Source organism: Mucilaginibacter gossypii (genome assembly GCF_900100945.1).
Taxonomy (GTDB): Bacteria; Bacteroidota; Bacteroidia; order Sphingobacteriales; family Sphingobacteriaceae; genus Mucilaginibacter; species Mucilaginibacter gossypii.
Window position 1 is genome coordinate 15328 of the sequence record NZ_FNCG01000021.1, and the last position, 21191, is coordinate 36518.

A 21191-nucleotide genomic window follows, 5' to 3' on the forward strand; every position below is an offset into this window, starting at 1 on the left:
AGGCCCTAAAAAGCCTGCATTTGTTTTTTAGAAGGGCTTTAATGATCCTAAAACTCCCTGAATTTTCTCCGGTATTCCATTGGTGTGCTCCCGGTAGCTAATTTAAAATACCTGTTAAAGTTTGAAAGGTTGTTAAACCCCGAATCGCGGCTGATTGAATTTATATTTTCATTGGTCTCCCTGATCAGTTTACACGAGTTTTCTATTCTTACGGTCAGTAAAAAATCAAAATAGGTTTGGCCGGTACGCAATTTAAAATAATGGCAAAATGCTTTCGGTACCATGTGTATGATGTTTGCTATTTCCTTAAGCTTAATGTCTTTGTAAAAATTGTCCATGGTATACAGATAGATCTTCGTTAGCCGCACTTCATCTATCCTGTTAAAGATCTTCTTCTCCGTTTCACCGGCAAGGTTTGAGACCTGTTCCCCCTCGGCAATTTTATTTAACAGTTGAAGCAATAACGGAAGCTGTTCATACCTGGCCGAATTTTCTATTCGGTGGATAAAGTCGACCGCAACAGCTTTAGAATTTTCATTGATCAGTAATCCATTCTTGGTGCCATTTAAAAGATTGTTTATCAGGTTGTTTTCTGGCAGCGTCATGAAAGTACTTCCCAATTTATTGGGATCAAAATGAAGGGTAAGCAACTGTAGCGGTTTGGGTATTTTACCGCTTTTCATGGAGTAATCATAGTAGCGGTTAGTTTCAAACTTAAACATATGGGGCACGTTACAGCCTATGATGATCATGGTATCCCCTGAAATTCTTTTTGAAGTATTTCCTATCGAAAAAGTGCCTTCACCACTTATAATATAAATAAGTTCCAGCTCGGGATGGTTGTGGAAGTTATTGATAGCATGGTAGGTTTTTGCTTCGGCTATTGTAAAAGCTGAATTGTCGACTTTCAGGACCTGCTCAAAGAAATCTTTCATTTTTATACTATAGTGATATAAAAAGCTAAAAATAGTCAATATGTTATGAATATAGTATTACTTGTTGTGAATATTTAGGCATTGGGCAGTTTGTTAAGCGCCTAACTTCGTTTTATAAAATTTAAGCCATGAAGGAAAAGAAGTTTACTATGAAACTTATTGAAGCTTCGATAAGTGACATTGAGTTAGTAGGAGGTAAAAATGCATCGCTTGGAGAAATGATGCAGAACATATCGCAGTTTGGTATTGATATTCCTGATGGATTTATCATAACAAGTAAGGCTTATTACCAGTTCATTGCAGACAATCAGCTTGATAAAATGATCAGGGATATCCTTGAGGATAAAGACCTGTCCAACTTGCAGGTTCTGTTATCCTGTGGCAGTAAAATACGAAAGCTTATCCAAAACGGCCGGTTTTCTGTTGTTATGGAGAATGAGATCCTTGAAGCTTATAAGGATCTGCTGATCCAATATGCAGATAACGCAGCCGACGTTGCAGTCCGCTCATCGGCTACTGCTGAAGACCTGCCCGATGCATCATTTGCCGGCCAGCAGGATACCTATTTAAACATAAGAGGGGAAGAGAGCTTATTAACAGCGATAAAAAATTGTTTCGCCTCATTATTTACCGACAGGGCAATCAGCTACCGGGAATCATTTAATTATGATCACTTTAATGTCGGCCTTTCTGTTTGTGTTCAAAAAATGGTGCGCTCAGATAAAGGCGTTTCGGGGGTTGCATTTTCGTTAGATACAGAAAGTGGTTTCAAAGATGCCGTAATCATTAACGGATCGTACGGCTTAGGCGAAATGCTGGTACAGGGATCGGTTAATCCCGATGAGTTTATCGTTTATAAGCCGCTGCTTGAAAGCGGTTTCAGGCCCATCCTTGAAAAGAAATTAGGCAAAAAGCACATAAAGATGATTTACGGCAATTCCGTAGAAGAGGCTGTAAGAGTCGTTGATACTCCTGTTGATGAAAGCTCAAGATTTTGCCTGTCGGACGATCAGATCATCCAATTGAGTAATTGGGTAATTATCATTGAGGCCTATTACACTAAATTGAAGGGTAAATGGTGCCCGATGGACATTGAATGGGCTGTAGACGGGATCACCGGCCGGCTGTTTATAGTGCAGGCAAGGCCCGAAACTATTCACTCACGCAAGCAGGTAAACCTGCTTACCGAATTTCGTATTAATGACCCGGACAGAACGGATAGGATCTTGCTGAAAGGTATTGCTGTTGGCGATAAAATAGCGACAGGTAAAGTGCATAATCTCACCGGTATCGGGAAGCAAAATATCCACGAAATCAACTTTTTACCCGGCGATATCATGGTAACCGACATGACCGACCCTGACTGGGAACCGGTAATGAAAAAAGCATCAGCTATCATCACCAATAAAGGAGGGCGAACCTGCCATGCTGCCATTGTTGCCCGGGAGTTAGGCGTTCCGGCTATAGTTGGCTGCGAATGCGCTACCACTATCCTAAAAACCGGTGATGAAATAACCGCTTCATGCGCCGAAGGAGATGCCGGAATTATTTACAGCGGCATAGTAGCATTTACTAAGCGGGAACATGATCTTAATGACCTGCCTGAAATTGAAACCCCGCTGATGATGAATATCGGATCGCCTGAAATAGCATTTAATTATGCGCATTATCCAGGAAAGGGTGTAGGCCTTGCCAGGGAGGAATTTATTATCAATAATTATATAAAAATTCACCCGTTGGCCCTGCTCGAACACCGAAACCTGAATGATGCTTCGTTGACCGCTCATATTGAGGAAGCTATGCTGGGTTATGAGAGTGAAGAAGCTTATTTTATTGAAAAGTTATCCTACGGAATAGCTAAGATAGCCGCTGCATTTTATCCCAATAAAGTAATTGTACGTTTCTCGGATTTTAAAACCAATGAATACTATAATATGCCCGGCGGTAAGTATTTCGAACCGAATGAGGAAAATCCAATGATCGGTTGGAGGGGAGCATCCAGGTACTATTCTAAAGTATATAAAGATGCTTTTGGGATGGAATGTAAAGCTATTAAGAAGGTACGCGAAATGATGGGCCTTGATAATGTGGTGGTGATGATCCCTTTTTGCCGCACAGTGAATGAACTTTCATTGGTATACGAAACCATGAACGAGTATGGCCTGAAACGCGGTGAAAACGGGCTTGAAGTTTATCTGATGGCCGAAGTTCCGTCGAACGTGATCCTGGCCGAACAATTTGCCGATCATGTAGATGGTTTTTCAATTGGCTCTAACGACCTAACCCAGCTTGTACTGGGGCTCGACCGTGATTCGTCTTTAGTGGCGGGCTTATACAACGAGCGTAATGATGCGGTAAAGTTCATGATCTCATCGTTAATAAAAACTGCAAAGAAAAAAGGCGTGAAAGTGGGAATCTGCGGGCAGGGGCCATCCGATTATCCTGATTTTGCCCAGTTCCTGGTAGAAGAAGGGATTGACAGCATCTCCGTTACTCCCGATTCGTTTTTTAAAACCGTGATGGCTATCAAGAAGATAGAAGATGAAATTGAAGAGGCGAAACGGCTGTGCCTATCTGCCTGATACGAACGATTTATTAACTAACGCTAAAGCCGCTACTCAATCCGGGTAGCGGTACTAATCTTAAAACTTTATTTATATGAAAGCGGTAAAAACTTTAGGCCAATTTATCATCGAAAAACAAGCAGAATTTCCATACGCCAAAGGCGAACTTTCCAGGCTGCTGAGAGATATAGGTATTGCGGCAAAAATTGTTAACAGGGAAGTTAACAGGGCTGGATTAGCTGACCTGACCCATGATAACGGTTCGGTAAATATACAGGGAGAAAGCCAGAAAAAGCTGGATGTTTTTGCCAATGAACAGTTTATTTCGGCCCTACAGCACGGCGGTGAATGTTGTGTGGTAGTATCCGAAGAAAGTGATGAATATATTGATATCGACAGTGAGATCTCAAAAAATGCTAAATATATCGTTGCGATAGATCCCCTGGATGGCTCGTCTAACATTGATGTAAATGTGAGCGTAGGCACTATTTTTTCCATTTACCGCAGAAAAACAGCAGACGGGCGGGCGTCGATTAAGGATATTTTGCAAAGGGGCTCGGAGCAGGTGGCAGCGGGGTACGTAATCTATGGTTCATCAACCATGTTGGTTTACACTACCGGGAAAGGGGTGAATGGTTTCACCTTAGACCCCTCACTCGGTGAATTTTGCCTCTCGCATCCCAAAATGCAAATCCCTGATGATGGGGTAATTTACTCTATAAATGAAGGCTATTATTCTCATTTCCCTGACGGAGTAAAAAAGTATATCAAATACTGCCAGGTAGAGGATGTAACAACAAACAGGCCGTTTAAGGCAAGGTATATCGGATCGATGGTGGCCGACCTGCACCGGAATATGATAAAAGGCGGGATTTTTATTTACCCGGCAAATGCAAGCGATCCAAAAGGGAAACTGCGTTTAATTTATGAGTGCAACCCTATGGCTTTCATCATTGAACAAGCTGGGGGAAAAGCCAGTAACGGGTATCAACGCATTTTAGATCTTGATGTTACCGAGCTGCATCAGCGTACAGGCATCTTCATCGGCTCAAAAAATATGGTGACTAAAGCAGAAGAGATGATGAGACGCTTTTCGCCAATTACAACCAATGTTGACTATAGTTATATGGAATTAATATAATGAAGCTCAAAGCAGAAAGCACAACGCTAAAAGCGATAAATTGATTTAAAGACAAACCGGGGGCGCTATTTAAGTTTACCCGGATTTTTAATTAAAAAACTGTGGGCTATTATTTACATGTATTACATGTGAATAATAGCCCAACAGTGTATTCATAAATGACATTAGGTGTAGAGGGACTGCCATCCTGAGCTTGTCGAAGGACGTGCGCAGAGGCCCTACCCGCCATGCTTCGACAGGCTTAACATGACACCCATTTTTTTTCCAACACTGTATTTGTTTACAGCATCACTTTGATATTAAGCCAGATCAAACCTGTCAAGGTTCATCACCTTGGTCCAGGCAGCTACAAAATCTTTTACAAATTTGTCTTGTCCGTCGGCACTTCCGTATACTTCGGCAATAGCTCTTAATTCAGCGTTGGAGCCCAGCACCAGATCGGCACGGGTTGCTGTCCATTTTACTGTACCGGTAGTACGGTCGCTGCCTTCGTAAAGTTCTCTATCGGCAGCCGTAGCTTTCCATGCAGTGCCCATATCAAGTAGGTTTACAAAAAAATCGTTGCTAAGCACACCTTCGCGCGCGGTGAATACACCATGTTTCGATCCGTCAAAATTAATGTTCAATACACGCAGACCACCTAACAATACGGTTAACTCAGGAGCGGTCAGGGTGAGTAGGTGCGCTTTATCAATCAGCAATTCTTCGGTTGATACGGCAAATTTTGACCTGCGGTAGTTGCGGAAGCCATCGGCTGCCGGTTCAAGATAGCCAAATGATTCTACATCGGTTTCTTCCTGCGAAGCATCGGTTCGGCCCGGAGTGAACGGAACGGTGATGTTATGACCCCCATCTTTCGCTGCTTTTTCAACGGCAGCACTTCCTGCCAGCGCAATCAGATCGGCCAGTGAGACTTTCTTACCATCGGTTTGAGCACCGTTAAACTCTTTTTGGATGCCTTCAAGCACGCTCAATACTTTTTGCAACTGGGTAGGGTTGTTTACCTGCCAGTACCTTTGCGGGGCCAGCCGAATGCGGCCACCGTTTATACCACCGCGTTTATCAGTACCGCGGAAGGTAGAAGCAGAAGCCCATGCTGTTGAAACCAACTCAGGTACACTTAAGCCTGATGCCAAGATCTTTCCCTTTAAAGCAACAATGTCACTTTCAACTATCGGTGCATAATCAGCAGCGGGGATAGGGTCTTGCCAAAGTAGTACCTCTTCAGGCACATCGGCACCAAGGTAACGCGCTCTTGGGCCCATATCGCGGTGTGTTAATTTATACCATGCGCGTGCAAAAGCATCAGCAAACTGATCGGGGTTTTCCAGGAATCGCCTTGATATCTTTTCATATGCAGGATCAAATCTTAAAGAAAGATCGGTGGTGAGCATGGTTGGTAAATGCTTTTTCGAAGCATCATAAGCATCGGGGATGATAGCTTCTGCGTTTTTAGCTACCCATTGGTGAGCACCTGCAGGGCTTTTAGTTAGTTCCCACTCAAAGCCAAACAGGTTTTCGAAAAAGTTATTGCTCCATTTGGTAGGGGTTGTGGTCCAGATTACTTCCAGGCCACTGGTAATAGTATCTGCTCCTTTCCCAGAGCCGTAACGATTCTGCCAGCCAAAGCCCTGCGATTCAATGTCAGAAGCTTCAGGCTCTTTACCTACGTTATCTGCAGATGCAGCACCATGGGTTTTGCCAAAAGTGTGGCCGCCTGCAATTAGCGCAACGGTTTCTTCGTCATTCATCGCCATCCGGCCGAAGGTATCCCGGATATCTTTAGCTGCCATGATAGGATCGGGATTGCCATCGGGGCCTTCGGGGTTTACATAAATTAGGCCCATTTGCACGGCTGCAAGCGGTTTTTCGAGGTTCCGTGTATGAACATCGCCATCAGCATCATCGTCTGATACCAGTACACCATCACCTTCCTTCACACCCGGTGAGCCATGTGCATAACGCACATCGCCGCCAAGCCAGGTAGTTTCTGAACCCCAGTAAACAGATTCATCTGCTTCCCAGGCATCTTCACGGCCACCGGCAAAGCCAAAAGTTTTAAACCCCATTGATTCAAGCGCTATATTTCCGGCAAGGATCATCAGATCGGCCCACGAAATTTTGCGGCCATATTTTTGTTTAATGGGCCAAAGCAGCCTGCGGGCTTTATCAAGGCTCACATTATCGGGCCAGCTGTTGAGCGGGGCAAAACGTTGTAAACCTGCTCCGGCACCTCCGCGGCCATCACCTACGCGATAGGTGCCGGCACTGTGCCAGGCCATGCGGATAAACAAGCCGCCATAATGGCCAAAATCTGCCGGCCACCAATCCTGCGAATCGGTCATAAGCGCGTGTAGGTCTTTTTTTACAGCTTCAAGGTCGAGGCTTTTAAAGGCTTCAGCATAATTGAAATCTTCATCCATAGGGTTTGATAATGAAGAATTCTGCCGAAGGATATTAAGCTTTAACTGATTAGGCCACCAATTTTGGTTGCGTGTACCGCCGCCGCCAACGTTGTGCTTCATTGTACCGTTGTGAAACGGGCATTTACTGATGTCATTTGATCCGTTTTCCATAATTATAGTTATAAATTGAATAGACTGCTTAAACCGTCGTTGGGTATTAAGTTTTATAAAAGTAGGATGTTAATAGCAACAATCACAATCAATTAATTCTATAAGCGGATAGCTAAAAGCTATAACGTGGTTAATGATGGCCGGGCTTTTAAAGAGGTAAAAAGATGCGGTTATATCCGCCAAATTGCATGGGCCGGTAACAGTAATTTATAACCTTTATATTAATTAATAGGTAAAAAACACCTTTTTTACATCCTTCTTAATCTTTTTATTAACGAAATGTTTAGTTTTGCATCAACCCTAAACTTATCAGTATTGAAAAAAATATCCCATCCTGTAACAATAACCCTATCAAATTCGTCTTCTTGAAATATGAAGATGTTAACGGCTGTGTCCGGTTGATTGGTTTAACGATGTTTTTTGCTGAAAAATTTACGGTATAATTTAAACATAGCAGGCAGCGTTTAATGCTGCCTAACGATATTCCCGATAGTTCTTTAATGGGTATTTTCATTGTAAAATACAGTTTTAGTTAAAAAACAATGTGTTAGCCAGGGATAGCACATTGTTTATTCCCCTTCCGGGCCAACTTATTTTATCCAGGCGCTTTCTCACATTATTCTTCGAAACTTATAAATGCAAATCGCTTTTTAGGTATTTTATATGCTGCGTTCATAGCCTTACAGAATTGAATTGTTTGTTAAATGTTGCCAGGACGGTTTTTAATTTGTCAATTACAGCACTTAACTTTAGGGCCAGTCAATTCATCAAAAACTATAGTATTAAATCTAAATTAATGAACCTCAAAAAGTGTTTATCCATACTAATCGGAAGCTTATTGCTTAATGCCGGTGCATTTGCCAAAGTGATCATGCCGGGTGTTTTTAGTGATAACATGGTTTTGCAGCAAAAAACCATGGCTGGTATATGGGGCACGGCCGATGCCGGTAAAACGGTATCCATTACCTCGTCATGGAACAACAAAACCTACACAACCATTGCCGATGCTGATGGTAACTGGAAAACGAAGATCAAGACGCCGTCGTACGGAGGGCCGTACCAGGTTACTATAACTGATGGTAGCGAGCCCGTAGTTTTAAATAATGTATTGATAGGGGAGGTGTGGATTTGCTCCGGCCAGTCGAACATGGAAATGCCCGTGGCCGGTTGGGGCCAGGTAAATAATTATAAAGAAGAAATAGCCAACGCAAATTATCCGGAGATCCGTTTGTTACAGGTATCGCAGGCAACGAGCCTTACCCAGCAAACTAATATAAAAGTTGCCAATAACGGCTGGATGGTATGCTCGCCTCAAACTATCGGCGAATTTTCGTCGGTAGCATATTTTTTTGCCAGGGAGATCAATAAACGGGTTAAAATTCCTATCGGCCTCATCAGTTCAAATTGGGGTGGTACTATGATCGAAGCCTGGAGCGATGAAAACACGCTTACTAATAACCCGGTTTTCAGCGCACAGATCAAGCAGCAGCAGGAATCTGCTAAAACAGAAACGCCATTAACCTTTGCACAAAAAATGGATGCTTGGAACAAACTTGCCGCCGCTGCCGATTTGGGGTATACCAATAATAATGCGTTTAATCCTGATACCGCCGGCTGGCGGAGCATGCTGCTGCCCCAGTTTTTTGAAAAAGGCGCTTTAGGAGATTTCGATGGCGTTGTTTGGTTCCGAAAAAAGATCACCATTCCTGCAGCCTGGGCCGGGCAGGATGTAAAGATTAGCCTGGGTAAGATAGATGATAATGAAATAACATTTTTTAACGGTGAAAAGATAGGCGCTACGGATGGTTACACACAGTCGCGTAATTACATTATTCCTGCTCCAAAGGTTAAGGCCGGGGAGTCGGTGATCACCGTGCGGGTTTTTGACAGCGGTGGTGGTGGCGGCCTGTATGGCGCCGACGAAATGCAGTTGGTATCAGCATCGGGCGAAAAGATCTCCTTAGCCGGTAACTGGGATTATAAAGTAGGTTTTAATATAAAAAGCCTGCCGCCAATGCCTGTTGCCAATAACCCGAACCGTTTGGCTGTGTTGTATAATGCGATGATTAATCCGCTTACACCTATGGCTATCCGTGGCGCTATCTGGTACCAGGGCGAAGCCAATACAGGCAGGTCGGGCCAGTATAAAGAATTGTTTGAGGGCATGATAAACGGCTGGCGTAACATTTGGAACGAAGGCAATTTTCCGTTTTACTTTGTACAATTAGCTAACTGGCAAAAACGTGATACCGAACCTGTTCCTTCCGGCTGGGCCGAATTACGAGAAGCTCAAACCCAAACACTTGAACTGCCTAACACCGGCATGGTCGTAGCTATTGATCTTGGTGAGGCCGATAATATCCATCCTAAAAATAAGCAGGAAGTGGGCCGCAGGCTGGCATTGGTCGCGCTTGATAAAACCTATCATAAAAAACAGCCCTATTCCGGGCCGATGTACAAATCACAAAAAATTGATGGTGATAAAATTGAATTAAGCTTTAATTATACCGATGGCGGTTTAAAAGCGCAGGGAGGCGACAATATGCAGGGTTTTGCCATAGCCGGTGAGGATATGAAGTTTCATTGGGCTACCGCAGTTATAAAAGGTGATAAGGTTATTGTGGGCAGCCCGGATGTTACAAACCCCGTTGCCGTAAGGTACGCCTGGGCCAATAACCCGGTAAGTACGTTGTACAATGGCGTTGGATTACCAGCTTCGCCTTTCCGTACGGATAATTGGGAAAGGAAGTAATTAACATAATACAACGTAACCATCTTCTAAAATCCAGACTTACGAAGCTTTTAAAGCTTCGTAAGTCTTCAACCGCTCTGTCAGTTATAACAATGGCCTCGGATCAAATATTACCCTGATGGAGTTTATCTTACTATCAACCACATGATACCACCCGCAGCTGCATCATTCAGTAATAATTATTAAATTTATTAGGATGAAAAAGCATTTCGTAATAAAGCTGGTGGGTAACCGCCCAACGTTTCCTAACGATATGACCGATGACGAACGCGTTATTATGCAAGCTCATTCCGAATATCTGAAAGGGAAAATGAAAGAAGGCCTGGTGCTTATCTTTGGCCCGGTTTTCGATCCGAAAGGCGTTTATGGTCTCGGGATTTTGGCTGTTGATGACGAAGCCCAGGTCGGCGAAATTATAGCTAACGACCCGGCCAATGTTTTAGGCACTTATGAAGTGGCGTTAATGATGGCCTCGGGCGCAGATTAGTTATTAATTTAACAACAAAGCCGCCCGGTACTACGCAGGCGACTTAAAATCAAAACAACAAAATTAAAAGGATTAATTAAGCGGTGGCTGAAGTTGGGTAGTTACACCAATGCGGTTCCAGGCATTAATGGTGATGATAGCCATAATTACTTGCGCTAAATATTTTTCGTCAAACAACTCAACAGCTTTTTTATAGGTTTCGTCAGATACGCGGCCAGTGATCAGTGTTACTTCTTCGGTAAGGGCCAGGATAGCGCGTTCCTGCTCATCAAAAAAAGGTGATTCGTGCCAAACGTTGATGTTATAGATGCGGCGTTCGGTTTCGCCGGCTTTGCGTGCATCTGTAGTGTGCATATCCACGCAGTAAGCACAGCCATTAATTTGTGAAGCGCGGATCTTGATCAGGTCTTTATGACGGGTGGTTAACTCGGTGCTTTCAATGTATTTTTCAAGGGCAATCATGGCCCTGTATCCAGCTGGTTCGGCGGTGTTTATTTTTAAGCGGTTCATGTTTTTTTCTTTTTTGTTAATACAAAGTTGGGGATAAACACGCCCTAAAAAAATGAACTGAGTTTAAGAAAATCAGATTTTTTTAGCCCTTAACCTGCTCAAAAATTGTGGGGTGAAGCCTAAATAGGAAGCAAGCATATATTGGGGTACCCGCTGTACAAAGGCCGGAAAAAGGCTGGTGAAATGCCGGTAACGCTCCTCGTCGTTTTGATTAAAAATGTATCCAATACGCCGTTGCGATGCAACAAAGGCTTTTTGCATCATGACGCGGAAATAGCTTTCCATCTGTGGAACCGCTTCAAATAATGCTATACGGTTCTTTTCGGTAAGCAACAGCATTTCTGAAGCCTCAATGGCTTGGATATAGGTTGTGGCGGGCTGGTGATTAAGAAGACTGTCTTGATCGGCTATCCACCAGTTTTCCAAACCGAACTGGATGATCTGCTCATTGAGCTTGTTATTAACAAAGTATTGCCTCACCAGGCCTTTGGTTACAAAATAGTTACCAGCACAAAGTTTGCCGGGTTCTAAGATGAATTCCTTCTTTTTAAAGTTCTTAGGCTCAAAATGCCGGCAAATGGTTGTCTCATCGGCCTCAGATAACTGGACGTATCTTTTAATGTGGTTGATGAGTTCGGGATACATATATCAGGCTTGAGTTGATCGACACAAATCTCTCGAATTAGATTGAATTGGCCAATTAGAGTTATATCTCCGGCAAAATAAATGTTATTTATATTAAAGCCCCAATTGATTATGCAGTGAGATGTTTCCAAATCGTCCAACGTTCGTTCGCCAAATTTTCGATCTGATGCTGAACTATAGACAGCTTTAGTTCTTGATAGTTTTGGTGGTAATAGGTTGATAGTTTCGCTACCTTTTCATCGCCTGCAATCAGGTATAGATATTCGTTCGCATTTTTCTTGCCAGATATCGAATAGGTCAAAAATCCTTCAATATCACTTGTTTTATAAACTTTCTTCAAACCAAATCCAAAGTTGCGGACCCTGATTACCGTGTCACCATTAATAATGATTTTATGTGCTTTATGATTTAGTTGATGCCCTATCAAACTACAGATAGTCCAGTTAAATATCATATAAGGAAATATTAGGAAATGAAGGGGCTTACCGTGAGCAAAAAGAATATCGAAATTAATGAAAACATAAATAAACATCAGGCAGCTCAAAAACAGGCACATCAGTATAAGGAATTTAGGCCAAAATTTGAACTTGGATCTCATTTGTCTAATACATCATCAATAAACTTTACCTGTACCATCAAGTTCTGCCTTTTCCTCATACCCTAAATTTAAATCATCTTCAATTTTTTGCTTTGTCGGGCGCAGATAAATAAAGTAGGCTATGATAGCTCCGGATATGCCCAAAAAAATCAGGTTGCCGGTTAGCATGAAGCTCACAATAGCAAAAAGGGAAGGCCCCTCTAATAAAGCAAACCTCACGATCAATGCAGATTGATAAGCAGCGAGTTTAGTCTTCAACGGACTTTGGCCGTCAATTTTGCTCACCATTGTTTTAAATAATATGTTGCTTACGGCAAGACCAGTAAAGGCCATTATGGGTACAACATAAATAAACACGTTATCGCGCTGCCCAGTAGTGGTTTTGTTAGTTATCATGAAAGTTACTGCGGCAAACATAATTTGTCCGGCTATCAGAGCGAGGTGGATTATTGATATAGTTTTCAGGAAGGTATTGGGGCTTTGAACTACCGGCTGTTTATTGATCATGTTAAGGTTGGTTATCTTGAGGCAATATAAATAATAGAAATGATTTGAAGGTTATTTGCAATGGAATAATATCAATTGAAGAATTGTACTTTTTGAATCATATAAGTCATATAGCACCCCGATAATGGCATTTTTGCCCCTCTTCGCCAGGCCATATTAGGCTTAACTTTATCTTAAACAAAATCAAACTATCATGGCAACTAAAGAAATTGTACAGCATGTTATCGACGCGTTTGATAATAATGACGTTGAAAAGATCCTAAGTTTTTTTGCCGATGACGTAAAATGGACTATGAAAGGCTCATCCGTAACTATTATGAACGGGAAGAATGAAGTGGAGCAATTTTTAGGCGGAATGGAAGATGTAAAAATGGTTTCATCAACCAAAGATCATATTGTAGTAGAGGGTAATACAGCTGCTGTTGACGGTCTTGTTCAATGCAAAGACAAAGATGGCAAAGACATGGCTATGTACTATGCCGATTTTTATGAGCTGGAAAATGATAAGGTGAAAAGGGTTACTTCGTACATTGTTGATAAAAAGGAATAGATTTTTTTGAGGCGAAAGGGAAAAGGTTAAAGGAGAAAGGTTTTAACCGTTGCTATCTAAACTTCTTCGAGCGTCAGCAGGTTATCGATACCGGCCCTGTCAATTAGAGATTGGAGATGTTTTTTGCCACCGTTTTCGGGTTTTACTACGGTAAGATAGGTTTTGCCTCTTTCGGTGCTTACATAAAAAGCCTGGCTGTTGACTTCGATACGGGCTATGGCTTCGGCAACGGAAATCACTACCCTTGGCCGGTCTAATGATTCATAATAACCGATGTGGGTTATTTGCTCGTGTGTGCTTGATGCTTTGGGTTTGTCAATACAGTTTACCTGGTAGCTTGCCATAAAATATTAGTGTGGTATGGGTAAAGATAGGGTTTAATAAGTAATAAGAAGGTTAGAAGAAAGTCATTAAAAGCGTTATGCTTGGGGTGTCAGCGTGCGTCTTTCGAAGGTCACATGCGAAAAGATTAAAATTGGGTGTCATGGGTAGCCTGTCGAAGCATGGTGGGCAAGGCCTCTGCGCACGAGTCTTCGACAGGCTCAGACTGACAGCCCTTCCTTTGTTATATCGCCTTCAACGTTCACCCTGTTTCAAACTCAGGATGACGGTTTATTTTAAAAACCTTACTTTTGCCCCTCACCAATCCCGGTAAATTGTACTCAAAAGAACAGGCAACTCAACTAAAACAGGCGTTCTGGACAGCGTTTGGGCAATACCTCAAGCCCCAGCTTTCGGCCGATGGCCTGCGCACTAACTGGGTTAACTATAAAACAGGTATCAAGTATCTGTATTTTAAAATGGAGGCTGATAAAAAATCTGCTTTTATAGCCATTGAAATGAACCATCCCGATGCTGATATCCAGCAATTGATGTTTGATCAGTTTGTTGAGCTAAAGAATGTCCTGAGCAGCCAGCTTGAGGAGGAATGGGACTGGGATTTGCATACTACCGATGAGTATGGTAAAACAGTGAGCCGCGTTATTAAAACCCTACCCCATGTAAGCGTATTTAAGCAGGAAGACTGGCCTGCATTGATTTCTTTTTTTAAACCCCGCATCATTGCGCTTGATGAGTTTTGGAGCGTAGCGCAGTATAGTTTTGATTTGTTTAGATAAAGTATGAAATAGAGCGGAGAGGAAAACTTACGAAGTTTTCAAAACTTCGTAAGTTTAAAATCCTCAAGCAGAAAATCTCAGGCCATATGAGCCACATCATCGCCGGCCGTTAAAAAGCAATGGTTAACCGTGTCAATAACGTCGCTCAGGTTAAAAGGCTTGGCAATAAAAGCATCGGAGCCATAATTGCCTAAGGATTCCAGCACACGCGGATAAGCCGATACCATCACCACCGGGATGTGCGCAGTCGCAGGGTTGGTTTTTAGCATATGGCAAAGTTCACCACCGTTTATACCGAATAAAATGTAATCCAAAATCACAAGGTCGGCATTGGCTGATAGCGCCGCCTTGCATATGTCATCAGTATAATTCAGTACCTCAACTTCATAGTGCTCCATTTCCAGAGCATCTTTCATCACTTCCAAAATATCCTCGCTATCATCAAGGATCAAGATCTTTTTCGACATAATTAATAATTGGTAAAGAAGATAACACGGGGAGCGTTTCTTTTGTTTTCAAAGTTATATCCAATTATTGTAACAATCAAGTAACAACCTGTAGCTCTAAGATATAGTTATTATTTACAGCTTCAGGTTATCTACGAGGTTATGAACAGATGCCAAAATGATATCCAAATTTGCAGGAGAATCTGTCACTTTTGAGATCATGATACCGCCCTCAATAAGCGCTATCATGCTTAAGGCCGTTTCTGTAGTATTAATATCAGGCTTCAGTTCCCCTGCTTCAATGCCTGCCTTAATGAGGTTTTCAATACCCGTTTTCCAGCGGATCACTGCCCTGGCAGCTTTATCTTTCAATAATGGGTTAGTATCGTCGGCATCAACAGCGGTATTCAGGATAGGGCAACCACCGGGAATAAAATCACCCCGGGTAAAACTGTGGTATACCTGGGCATAAACCAATAATTTATCATGATAGCTGGTGGCCCGCTGAATCCGTTCCTGGATCTGCTTGCGCACCTTGCCCGAGTTGTATTCAAATACTTCGGCAGCTACTTCTTCCTTGTTTTTAAAATTACCGTAAATACTGCCTTTGGTTAGTCCGGTAGCTTCGGTAAGGTCGGAAAGGGATGTGCCGGCATACCCCCTTTTATTGAACACGGGTGAGGTACGCTCAATAATGAATTGACGTGTACGTTCGGCTTTTGACAATTCGTTTTCCATATTACAAATATACCAATTGGTATTTAATTAGTGGTCATTTATGATAACAACAGCCCGGGCTTGTTTTTTACGGTTGATAACAAGGAATAAGAGCGGCATAGCCAGTAAAAATATCAAACCCGAAAGTAGGTAGGCATCCAGGTAACTTAATAAAAATGATTGCCTGTTAATGGTATTATCAATAACCGCAATGGCCTTTTTATGAGCGTCAAATGATGAAAAACCCCGGCTGCTGAAATAGTTGCTAAGCTTGGCGATCCTTGCTGTAGTTTGATCATTGAAAATATTGATATTGGATAACAGGTCATTGCGGTGTAATCCGAAACGTTGGGCTACATATGTATTAATTACGGCGATACCAAATGAACCACCTAACTGCCGCATCATATTATTTAAAGCAGTTCCCTGTGGAATGTCTTTAGGTTCGAGCCCCGATACTGCTAAAGCGGTAAGGGGTACGGTTAATAAGGCAATACCCATGGCACGGTAAATTAGTGGGCCAACCAAATCACCAGGCGCTGCCTCCAGATTCATGTGCGACATTTGCCAGGTAAAGCTGATGAAGATAACGAACCCCGCAGTAATGATGATCAACGGAGATACACCTTTTTTTAACAATGTGGCCGAAAATAACAAGCCCACAATGGCCAGTACCGCGCCTGGCAACAGAATAAGCCCCGTAATAGTTGGCGGGAACAGGAGCACTCTTTGGGCAAGCACAGGTGTGAGGAATACAGACGTAAACAAGCCAAACCCGGTTACAAATGTCAGTATAGCCGCTACAGCGAGCGACTTGCTTCTCAGTACCCGTAGATCAATAACCGGGTTAGGGGTTGTAAGCTCCCACCAAATGAAAGTACTAAGACTTATAATGGCTATTATAGTAAGCACTATAATGTAACCGGCGGCAAACCAGTCGTCAGTTTCACCGCGTTCTAATACAGTTTGAAGCGAGCCGATGCCTATAATCAGCAGAAGGATGCCCCACCAGTCCACACTTTTTACTTTGGCTTTGATCTCCGGTTCGGTAACCAGCAATAAACTTGATATGGTTACAGCAATACCGATTGGGATGTTGATGTAAAAGATCCATGGCCAGCTATAATTTTCGGTAATGAACCCACCCAGGGTAGGGCCGATGGTTGGACCTAGAAATACACCTACGCCAAATAGCGCGCTGGCTATACCTACGCGGTCTTTACCATAAACTTCAAACACAATGGCTTGAGATACTGATAACAGCGCGCCACCGCCAATGCCCTGTAAAAAGCGAAAAGCAACCAGTGTCCATATGTTTGACGATAGTCCACACATGGCCGAAAAGAAAGTAAACGCGATGATTGAACCGATATAATAATTACGACGGCCAAGCTTGGTGGTTAAAAAGCTGGTCATCGGGATTACGATGATATTCGCTATAGCGTAGGCGGTTATCACCCAGGAAGTATCTTCGAGCGTGGCGCCAAGGTTACCGCTCATATGCGAAAGGGCAACATTTACTATTGAGGTATCTATCAGTTCCATAATAGCGGCTGCTATAACGGTAATGATTAGGATGCTTTTTTTCATTGAAGTATGAGTTAGAAACTAATAATTGTCATAAAAAATACCAATCGGTATTTTTTATGACAAAAAAACTAAACCAGAAATTATCTCTGGTGCAGAGCTTTTAAAGCTTCGGCTGGGTTTGACAGGAACAGACGGTAGAATGGTTCGGTACCACCAACGCGGATCTCAAAGTTGTCGGTTTCAAAGCCTGCTACAAATTCATCAGCAACCTGCGACGCCGGGATACCGTTATGTCCGCCAATTTCTGCCGAAAATTCGGTATCGACCAATGGAGGCATTAGCTCAAATACTTTAATGTTAGTGTCTTCTAAAGCAGCTCTCAATGAAATGGTGTAAGAGTGCAGAGCGGCTTTAGTTGCTGAGTAGGTAGCAGTTTGTTTGCCAGGCAAAAAGGCAACTATTGATGATACGTTTACGATAGCCGCTTCGCTTTGCTGCTGTAAAACCGGAAGCAGTTTTTCGTTAAGGCGGATTACTGAAATATAGTTGGTAAACATTTCAGTTTGTGCGTTTTCAAAAACGTTGGGCGTAGTAAGCAGATCGTTAATTGAAGCTGCACCGGCGTTATTGATCACCACATTTAGCTGAGGGAAATCTTTTTTCACTTTTGCGGTTAGTGCCTCTACATCATCTGCATTTGAGATATCGGCCTTAATAGCGGTTACATTTTGTAATTGGGCGGCTGCTTTGTCCAAGCGATCCTGGTTGCGGCCTATAATAATTACGTGGTTATTTTTAGCTGATAGTTGTTTAGCTATTTCAAAACCTATTCCGGCGCTGCCGCCGGTTATCAATACTGTATTTTGTGAAATTTTCATGTTGTTGAGTGTCATTTAGTTTTGACAGTACAAAAATATACCAATCGGTATATTTTTGTATCATTCATTTGTCATTGTTGTAAATTGTTGATTTTTAGGAATAGAAGAAATTTGCACTCATTTGTAACGAGCAGAAAAAATGTCATAGCGAGGAGGAACGACGAAGCAATCGCATGCTATACAGGGCGGATATGCTTTCGTGCGATTGCCGCGCTGCGCTCGCAATGGCATGAACTTTTAAGTGGTTTTTACGAAAGTATAAAAACCGATAAACTCCTTGGCCCATGCGCACCAATCACTAATGACTGCTCAATATCCGCTGTTTTTGAAGGGCCGGAGATAAACGAGCCATAGCCATAATCAGCATCGACAATTACCTTGTAAGCTTGCGCCATGGTAGGTACAAAATCATCTTTACCGATCACTACCGCCAGATGCTGGGCAATAAATGGCAACACCCGGCTACCCATATCCTTTTCAGTAAGCCAGAGGGCCCCGTTTTCGGCAACACCAAGTTTAGTACTAAGTACGGTTAGCTCCACATCGGCAAAGTTGTGGCCGTCTTCGTGTTTCACGTTTTCTGCATAAATGTAATCGCTCAGTTCGTTAAGGGCAGATATGATTTTTACACCGGGTTTAAATTCATTGTTGATGATGGTTTTGATCTCATCAAAGCCGCTAACCTCATAAACAAAGCTGCCGCCTGCTGTAGCTATGGTTTTGTATTTTGACACAAGGTCTGTTCTAACATCGGTTAAGGTATTCAGCACTTCCATATCAGGCAGCGGGTTTGCTGCCGGCTGATTAAATTTTACAGCGGCTAATATCTTTTCGCGACTCATTAGTTTTTTGCTCCTTTCCTTTTGGCATACCATTCGCCAAACGATTCATCGGGTGCTTTTGGCATTTCGCGTTGGTTGTACCAGGGATTTAATTTATTATTTACCGCAAATGGGGCATATTTAAACACCAGTCGACCGGTTTTTCCCCCCATACGGTATAAAGTTGGTGAGGCCAATGTTAAAGCCATAGCCTTCATAGCCATAGTTTTGGCTTTGGGCGAATAGCCTTCCTTAACAATTACCTGCCGCCATTTATACAGCTGGTCATGAATATCTATTTTAACCGGGCACACATTGCTGCACGAACCGCAAAGAGTAGAAGCAAAGGGCAGGTCGGCATATTTTTTCATGTCGAGGTTAGGGGCGAGGATTGAGCCTATCGGCCCTGCGACAGCAGTATGGTAGCTGTGCCCGCCGCTTTTGCGGTAAACGGGACAAGTGTTCATACAAGCCCCGCACCGGATACATTTTAATGAATTGCGAAACTCCTCGCGACCCAACTGAATGCTGCGCCCGTTATCAACAATAACAATATGAATTTCGGTACCATCCTGTGGTTTGCTGAAATGGCTTGAGTAAGTAGTAATTGGCTGGCCGGTAGCGCTGCGGGTAAGCAGGCGCAGAAACACACCAAGATGCTTCCTTTCGGGGATGATCTTTTCAATACCCATCGACGCAATATGGATCTCAGCCAGGTGCGCCCCCATGTCGGCGTTACCCTCGTTGGTACAAATCACAAACTCGCCGGTTTCTGCCACGGCAAAATTAACCCCCGTAAGCGCCGCGCGACGGGTTAAAAACACCTCGCGTAAATGTTGACGGGCAGTTTCAGTCAATATTTTAGGGTCTGATTCACCTTTGGCCGAACCTAAATGCTCGTGGAAAATATCGCCTATTTCTTCTTTCTTTTTATGGATACATGGCAGTACGATATGACTTGGCGGTTCATTGGCCAACTGTACGATGCGCTCTCCGAGATCGGAGTCAATTACGTCGATGCCCTGTTCTTTCAGGTATTCATTTAAATGGCATTCCTCGGTAAGCATCGACTTGCTTTTAACCATTTTAGTAATGCCCCTTTGCTCGAGCAGGTTGTGTACAATCTGGTTATGTTCAGCCGCGTCTGCAGCCCAGTGTACTATGATGCCATTTTTAATGGCGTTAGCCTCAAACTGTTCCAGGTAGGTGCTCAGGTTTGAGAGTACGTTAAATTTTATTTGTGATGCCGTTTCGCGCAGCAGTTCCCATTCGGGGAGTTTATGAGCGGCAATGTCCCGTTTGGCACGTACCCACCACAGGGTTTCGTCGTGCCAGTTTACACGTGGCTCGTCGCGGTTAAATTCGGCAGCTAAATGCGGGTGATCTTTGGTAGTTGCGGTGCTCATTACATGCTGTGGTTTAAAATTTCGGCTACGTGAATTACTTTAACATCGCTGTTTTGACGGCGCAGGATGCCTTCGAGGTGCATCAGGCACGAAAGATCGGCCGAGGTGATGTACTGTGCCCCGTGCGATATGTGATCGGCCACACGGTCTTTCCCCATTTTGGCCGACACTGCCTCCTCGACTACACAAAACGTTCCTCCAAAACCGCAGCAATCATCCTGGCGGCTAAGTGGTACCAGTTCCAGTCCATTCACCAGATCCAGTAACTGGGCCGGTTTGCTGAATGGTTCGGCAACAAGCTCACTCATTTGGGCTATGCGTAAACCACGCAAACCATGGCAGCTCTGGTGTAAACCAACCTTGTAAGGGAAACTGGCCGAAAGTTGTTTTACTTTTAAAACATCAACCAAAAACTCAGTAAGCTCATAAACTTTTTTGCGGATCTCGGTAGCCTGTTCTTCTTTCCCATCGGCATATAAATGCTCTTTGATATGCAGGGTGCAACTCCCCGAAGGGCAAACGATATAATCGTATCCCGAAAAATTATCGACAAATAAATTATTGCAGCCACTGGTTAAATGCTCATAGCCCGAATTGGCCATAGGCTGTCCGCAGCAGGTTTGATTTTTAGGGTAGTGGACTTCACAGCCAAGTTTCTCCAGTAACTCCAGCGTGGCAATAGCCGCTTTGGGGTAAAACTGGTCAACATAGCAAGGAACAAACAAGGCAACTCTCATCGTTTACACGTTTACTTTATTGGTTAAAGCAATATTAACGTTTATAATTTGCACAACTATCCTTTGGTATCCTGCCGGCAAATTAAACGGTTATATACTAACATCGAAAGTACAGCTAAGTGTGATACGAGTTTTCAATTTTATTTGCAAAATGCTGACGTTTATTTGCAAGTTGTCTGAACCTGGATTTGGGGGATTTTTTGGAAGACAGGATTTTTGAATGTGGAGTGAATTGAAAGGGCGCAATTAAAATCCAATAAATCTCTTAATCCT

General features: G+C 43.1%; 20 protein-coding genes. 6 read left to right on the forward strand and 14 right to left on the reverse strand.

Annotated elements, in window-relative coordinates; all coding sequences use genetic code 11:
* Nucleotides 1-47: 47 nt before the first annotated feature.
* Nucleotides 48-935 (reverse strand): AraC family transcriptional regulator, encoded by an 888-nt coding sequence (locus tag BLS28_RS26740; protein ID WP_091174981.1) that lies wholly within the window; start codon nt 933-935, stop codon nt 48-50.
* A 128-nt stretch (nt 936-1063) separates the two neighbouring features.
* Between BLS28_RS26740 and ppsA the strand changes: the two genes are divergently transcribed.
* Together ppsA and fbp are read left to right on the forward strand one after the other, a co-directional pair.
* Nucleotides 1064-3517, forward strand: a complete 2454-nt coding sequence (ppsA, locus tag BLS28_RS26745) for a phosphoenolpyruvate synthase (protein ID WP_091174983.1) — start codon at nt 1064-1066, stop codon at nt 3515-3517.
* 76 nt (nt 3518-3593) lie between these two features.
* Complete coding sequence (gene fbp / locus BLS28_RS26750; RefSeq protein WP_091174985.1) at nt 3594-4640, forward strand: class 1 fructose-bisphosphatase; 1047 nt, start codon at nt 3594-3596, stop codon at nt 4638-4640.
* 299 nt (nt 4641-4939) lie between these two features.
* On the opposite strand, the gene katG is transcribed toward fbp, so the two are convergent.
* Nucleotides 4940-7216 (reverse strand): catalase/peroxidase HPI, encoded by a 2277-nt coding sequence (gene katG / locus BLS28_RS26755; protein ID WP_091174987.1) that lies wholly within the window; start codon nt 7214-7216, stop codon nt 4940-4942.
* Nucleotides 7217-8012: 796 nt separating this feature from the next.
* Between katG and BLS28_RS26765 the strand changes: the two genes are divergently transcribed.
* Both BLS28_RS26765 and BLS28_RS26770 read left to right on the forward strand, forming a co-directional pair.
* Complete coding sequence (locus BLS28_RS26765; protein ID WP_091175178.1) at nt 8013-9968, forward strand: sialate O-acetylesterase; 1956 nt, start codon at nt 8013-8015, stop codon at nt 9966-9968.
* A 196-nt stretch (nt 9969-10164) separates the two neighbouring features.
* Nucleotides 10165-10455, forward strand: a complete 291-nt coding sequence (locus BLS28_RS26770) for a YciI family protein (RefSeq protein ID WP_091174992.1) — start codon at nt 10165-10167, stop codon at nt 10453-10455.
* Between the two features lie 72 nt (nt 10456-10527).
* Here BLS28_RS26770 and BLS28_RS26775 read toward each other — a convergent pair whose 3' ends face one another.
* The 4 genes from BLS28_RS26775 to BLS28_RS26790 all read right to left on the reverse strand — a co-directional run bounded on the left by BLS28_RS26775 (nt 10528) and on the right by BLS28_RS26790 (nt 12715).
* Entirely contained in the window at nt 10528-10965 is a 438-nt protein-coding gene (locus BLS28_RS26775) for a carboxymuconolactone decarboxylase family protein (protein ID WP_091174995.1), read from the reverse strand.
* Between the two features lie 72 nt (nt 10966-11037).
* Entirely contained in the window at nt 11038-11610 is a 573-nt protein-coding gene (locus tag BLS28_RS26780; protein WP_091174998.1) for a Crp/Fnr family transcriptional regulator, read from the reverse strand.
* 109 nt (nt 11611-11719) lie between these two features.
* A complete protein-coding gene (locus BLS28_RS26785) occupies nt 11720-12064 on the reverse strand; it encodes a hypothetical protein (RefSeq protein ID WP_129571323.1) in 345 nt (114 codons plus the stop codon).
* A 159-nt stretch (nt 12065-12223) separates the two neighbouring features.
* The gene (locus BLS28_RS26790) at nt 12224-12715 is read right to left on the reverse strand and encodes a hypothetical protein (RefSeq protein ID WP_091175004.1); all 492 of its coding nucleotides are present in this window, start codon (nt 12713-12715) and stop codon (nt 12224-12226) included.
* Nucleotides 12716-12908: 193 nt separating this feature from the next.
* On the opposite strand from BLS28_RS26790, the gene BLS28_RS26795 reads away from it, so the two are divergent.
* Nucleotides 12909-13265, forward strand: a complete 357-nt coding sequence (locus BLS28_RS26795; RefSeq protein WP_091175007.1) for a nuclear transport factor 2 family protein — start codon at nt 12909-12911, stop codon at nt 13263-13265.
* A 56-nt stretch (nt 13266-13321) separates the two neighbouring features.
* On the opposite strand, the gene BLS28_RS26800 is transcribed toward BLS28_RS26795, so the two are convergent.
* Nucleotides 13322-13609, reverse strand: a complete 288-nt coding sequence (locus BLS28_RS26800) for a DUF3892 domain-containing protein (protein ID WP_091175009.1) — start codon at nt 13607-13609, stop codon at nt 13322-13324.
* Nucleotides 13610-13897: 288 nt separating this feature from the next.
* On the opposite strand from BLS28_RS26800, the gene BLS28_RS26805 reads away from it, so the two are divergent.
* The gene (locus BLS28_RS26805; protein WP_256337548.1) at nt 13898-14383 is read left to right on the forward strand and encodes a DUF4268 domain-containing protein; all 486 of its coding nucleotides are present in this window, start codon (nt 13898-13900) and stop codon (nt 14381-14383) included.
* A gap of 77 nt (nt 14384-14460) precedes the next feature.
* On the opposite strand, the gene BLS28_RS26810 is transcribed toward BLS28_RS26805, so the two are convergent.
* The 7 genes from BLS28_RS26810 to BLS28_RS26840 form a co-directional block, all read right to left on the reverse strand.
* Entirely contained in the window at nt 14461-14850 is a 390-nt protein-coding gene (locus BLS28_RS26810; RefSeq protein WP_091175012.1) for a response regulator, read from the reverse strand.
* A 114-nt stretch (nt 14851-14964) separates the two neighbouring features.
* Nucleotides 14965-15567: a TetR/AcrR family transcriptional regulator gene (locus BLS28_RS26815; protein ID WP_091175013.1), complete on the reverse strand. Its 603-nt coding sequence runs from the start codon at nt 15565-15567 to the stop codon at nt 14965-14967.
* A 27-nt stretch (nt 15568-15594) separates the two neighbouring features.
* On the reverse strand, nt 15595-17136 hold the full coding sequence (locus tag BLS28_RS26820; protein ID WP_091175015.1) for an MDR family MFS transporter: 1542 nt from the start codon (nt 17134-17136) through the stop codon (nt 15595-15597).
* Between the two features lie 80 nt (nt 17137-17216).
* On the reverse strand, nt 17217-17954 hold the full coding sequence (locus BLS28_RS26825) for an SDR family oxidoreductase (protein ID WP_091175018.1): 738 nt from the start codon (nt 17952-17954) through the stop codon (nt 17217-17219).
* 248 nt (nt 17955-18202) lie between these two features.
* Nucleotides 18203-18796, reverse strand: coding sequence for a LutC/YkgG family protein (locus BLS28_RS26830; protein WP_256337550.1), 594 nt, complete (start codon nt 18794-18796; stop codon nt 18203-18205).
* On the reverse strand, nt 18796-20181 hold the full coding sequence (locus BLS28_RS26835) for a lactate utilization protein B (protein ID WP_091175022.1): 1386 nt from the start codon (nt 20179-20181) through the stop codon (nt 18796-18798). The genes BLS28_RS26830 and BLS28_RS26835 overlap by 1 nt, the downstream gene beginning before the upstream one ends.
* Nucleotides 20181-20918 (reverse strand): (Fe-S)-binding protein, encoded by a 738-nt coding sequence (locus tag BLS28_RS26840; protein WP_091175024.1) that lies wholly within the window; start codon nt 20916-20918, stop codon nt 20181-20183. Before BLS28_RS26840 ends, BLS28_RS26835 begins: the two co-directional genes overlap by 1 nt.
* Nucleotides 20919-21191 lie beyond the last annotated feature (273 nt).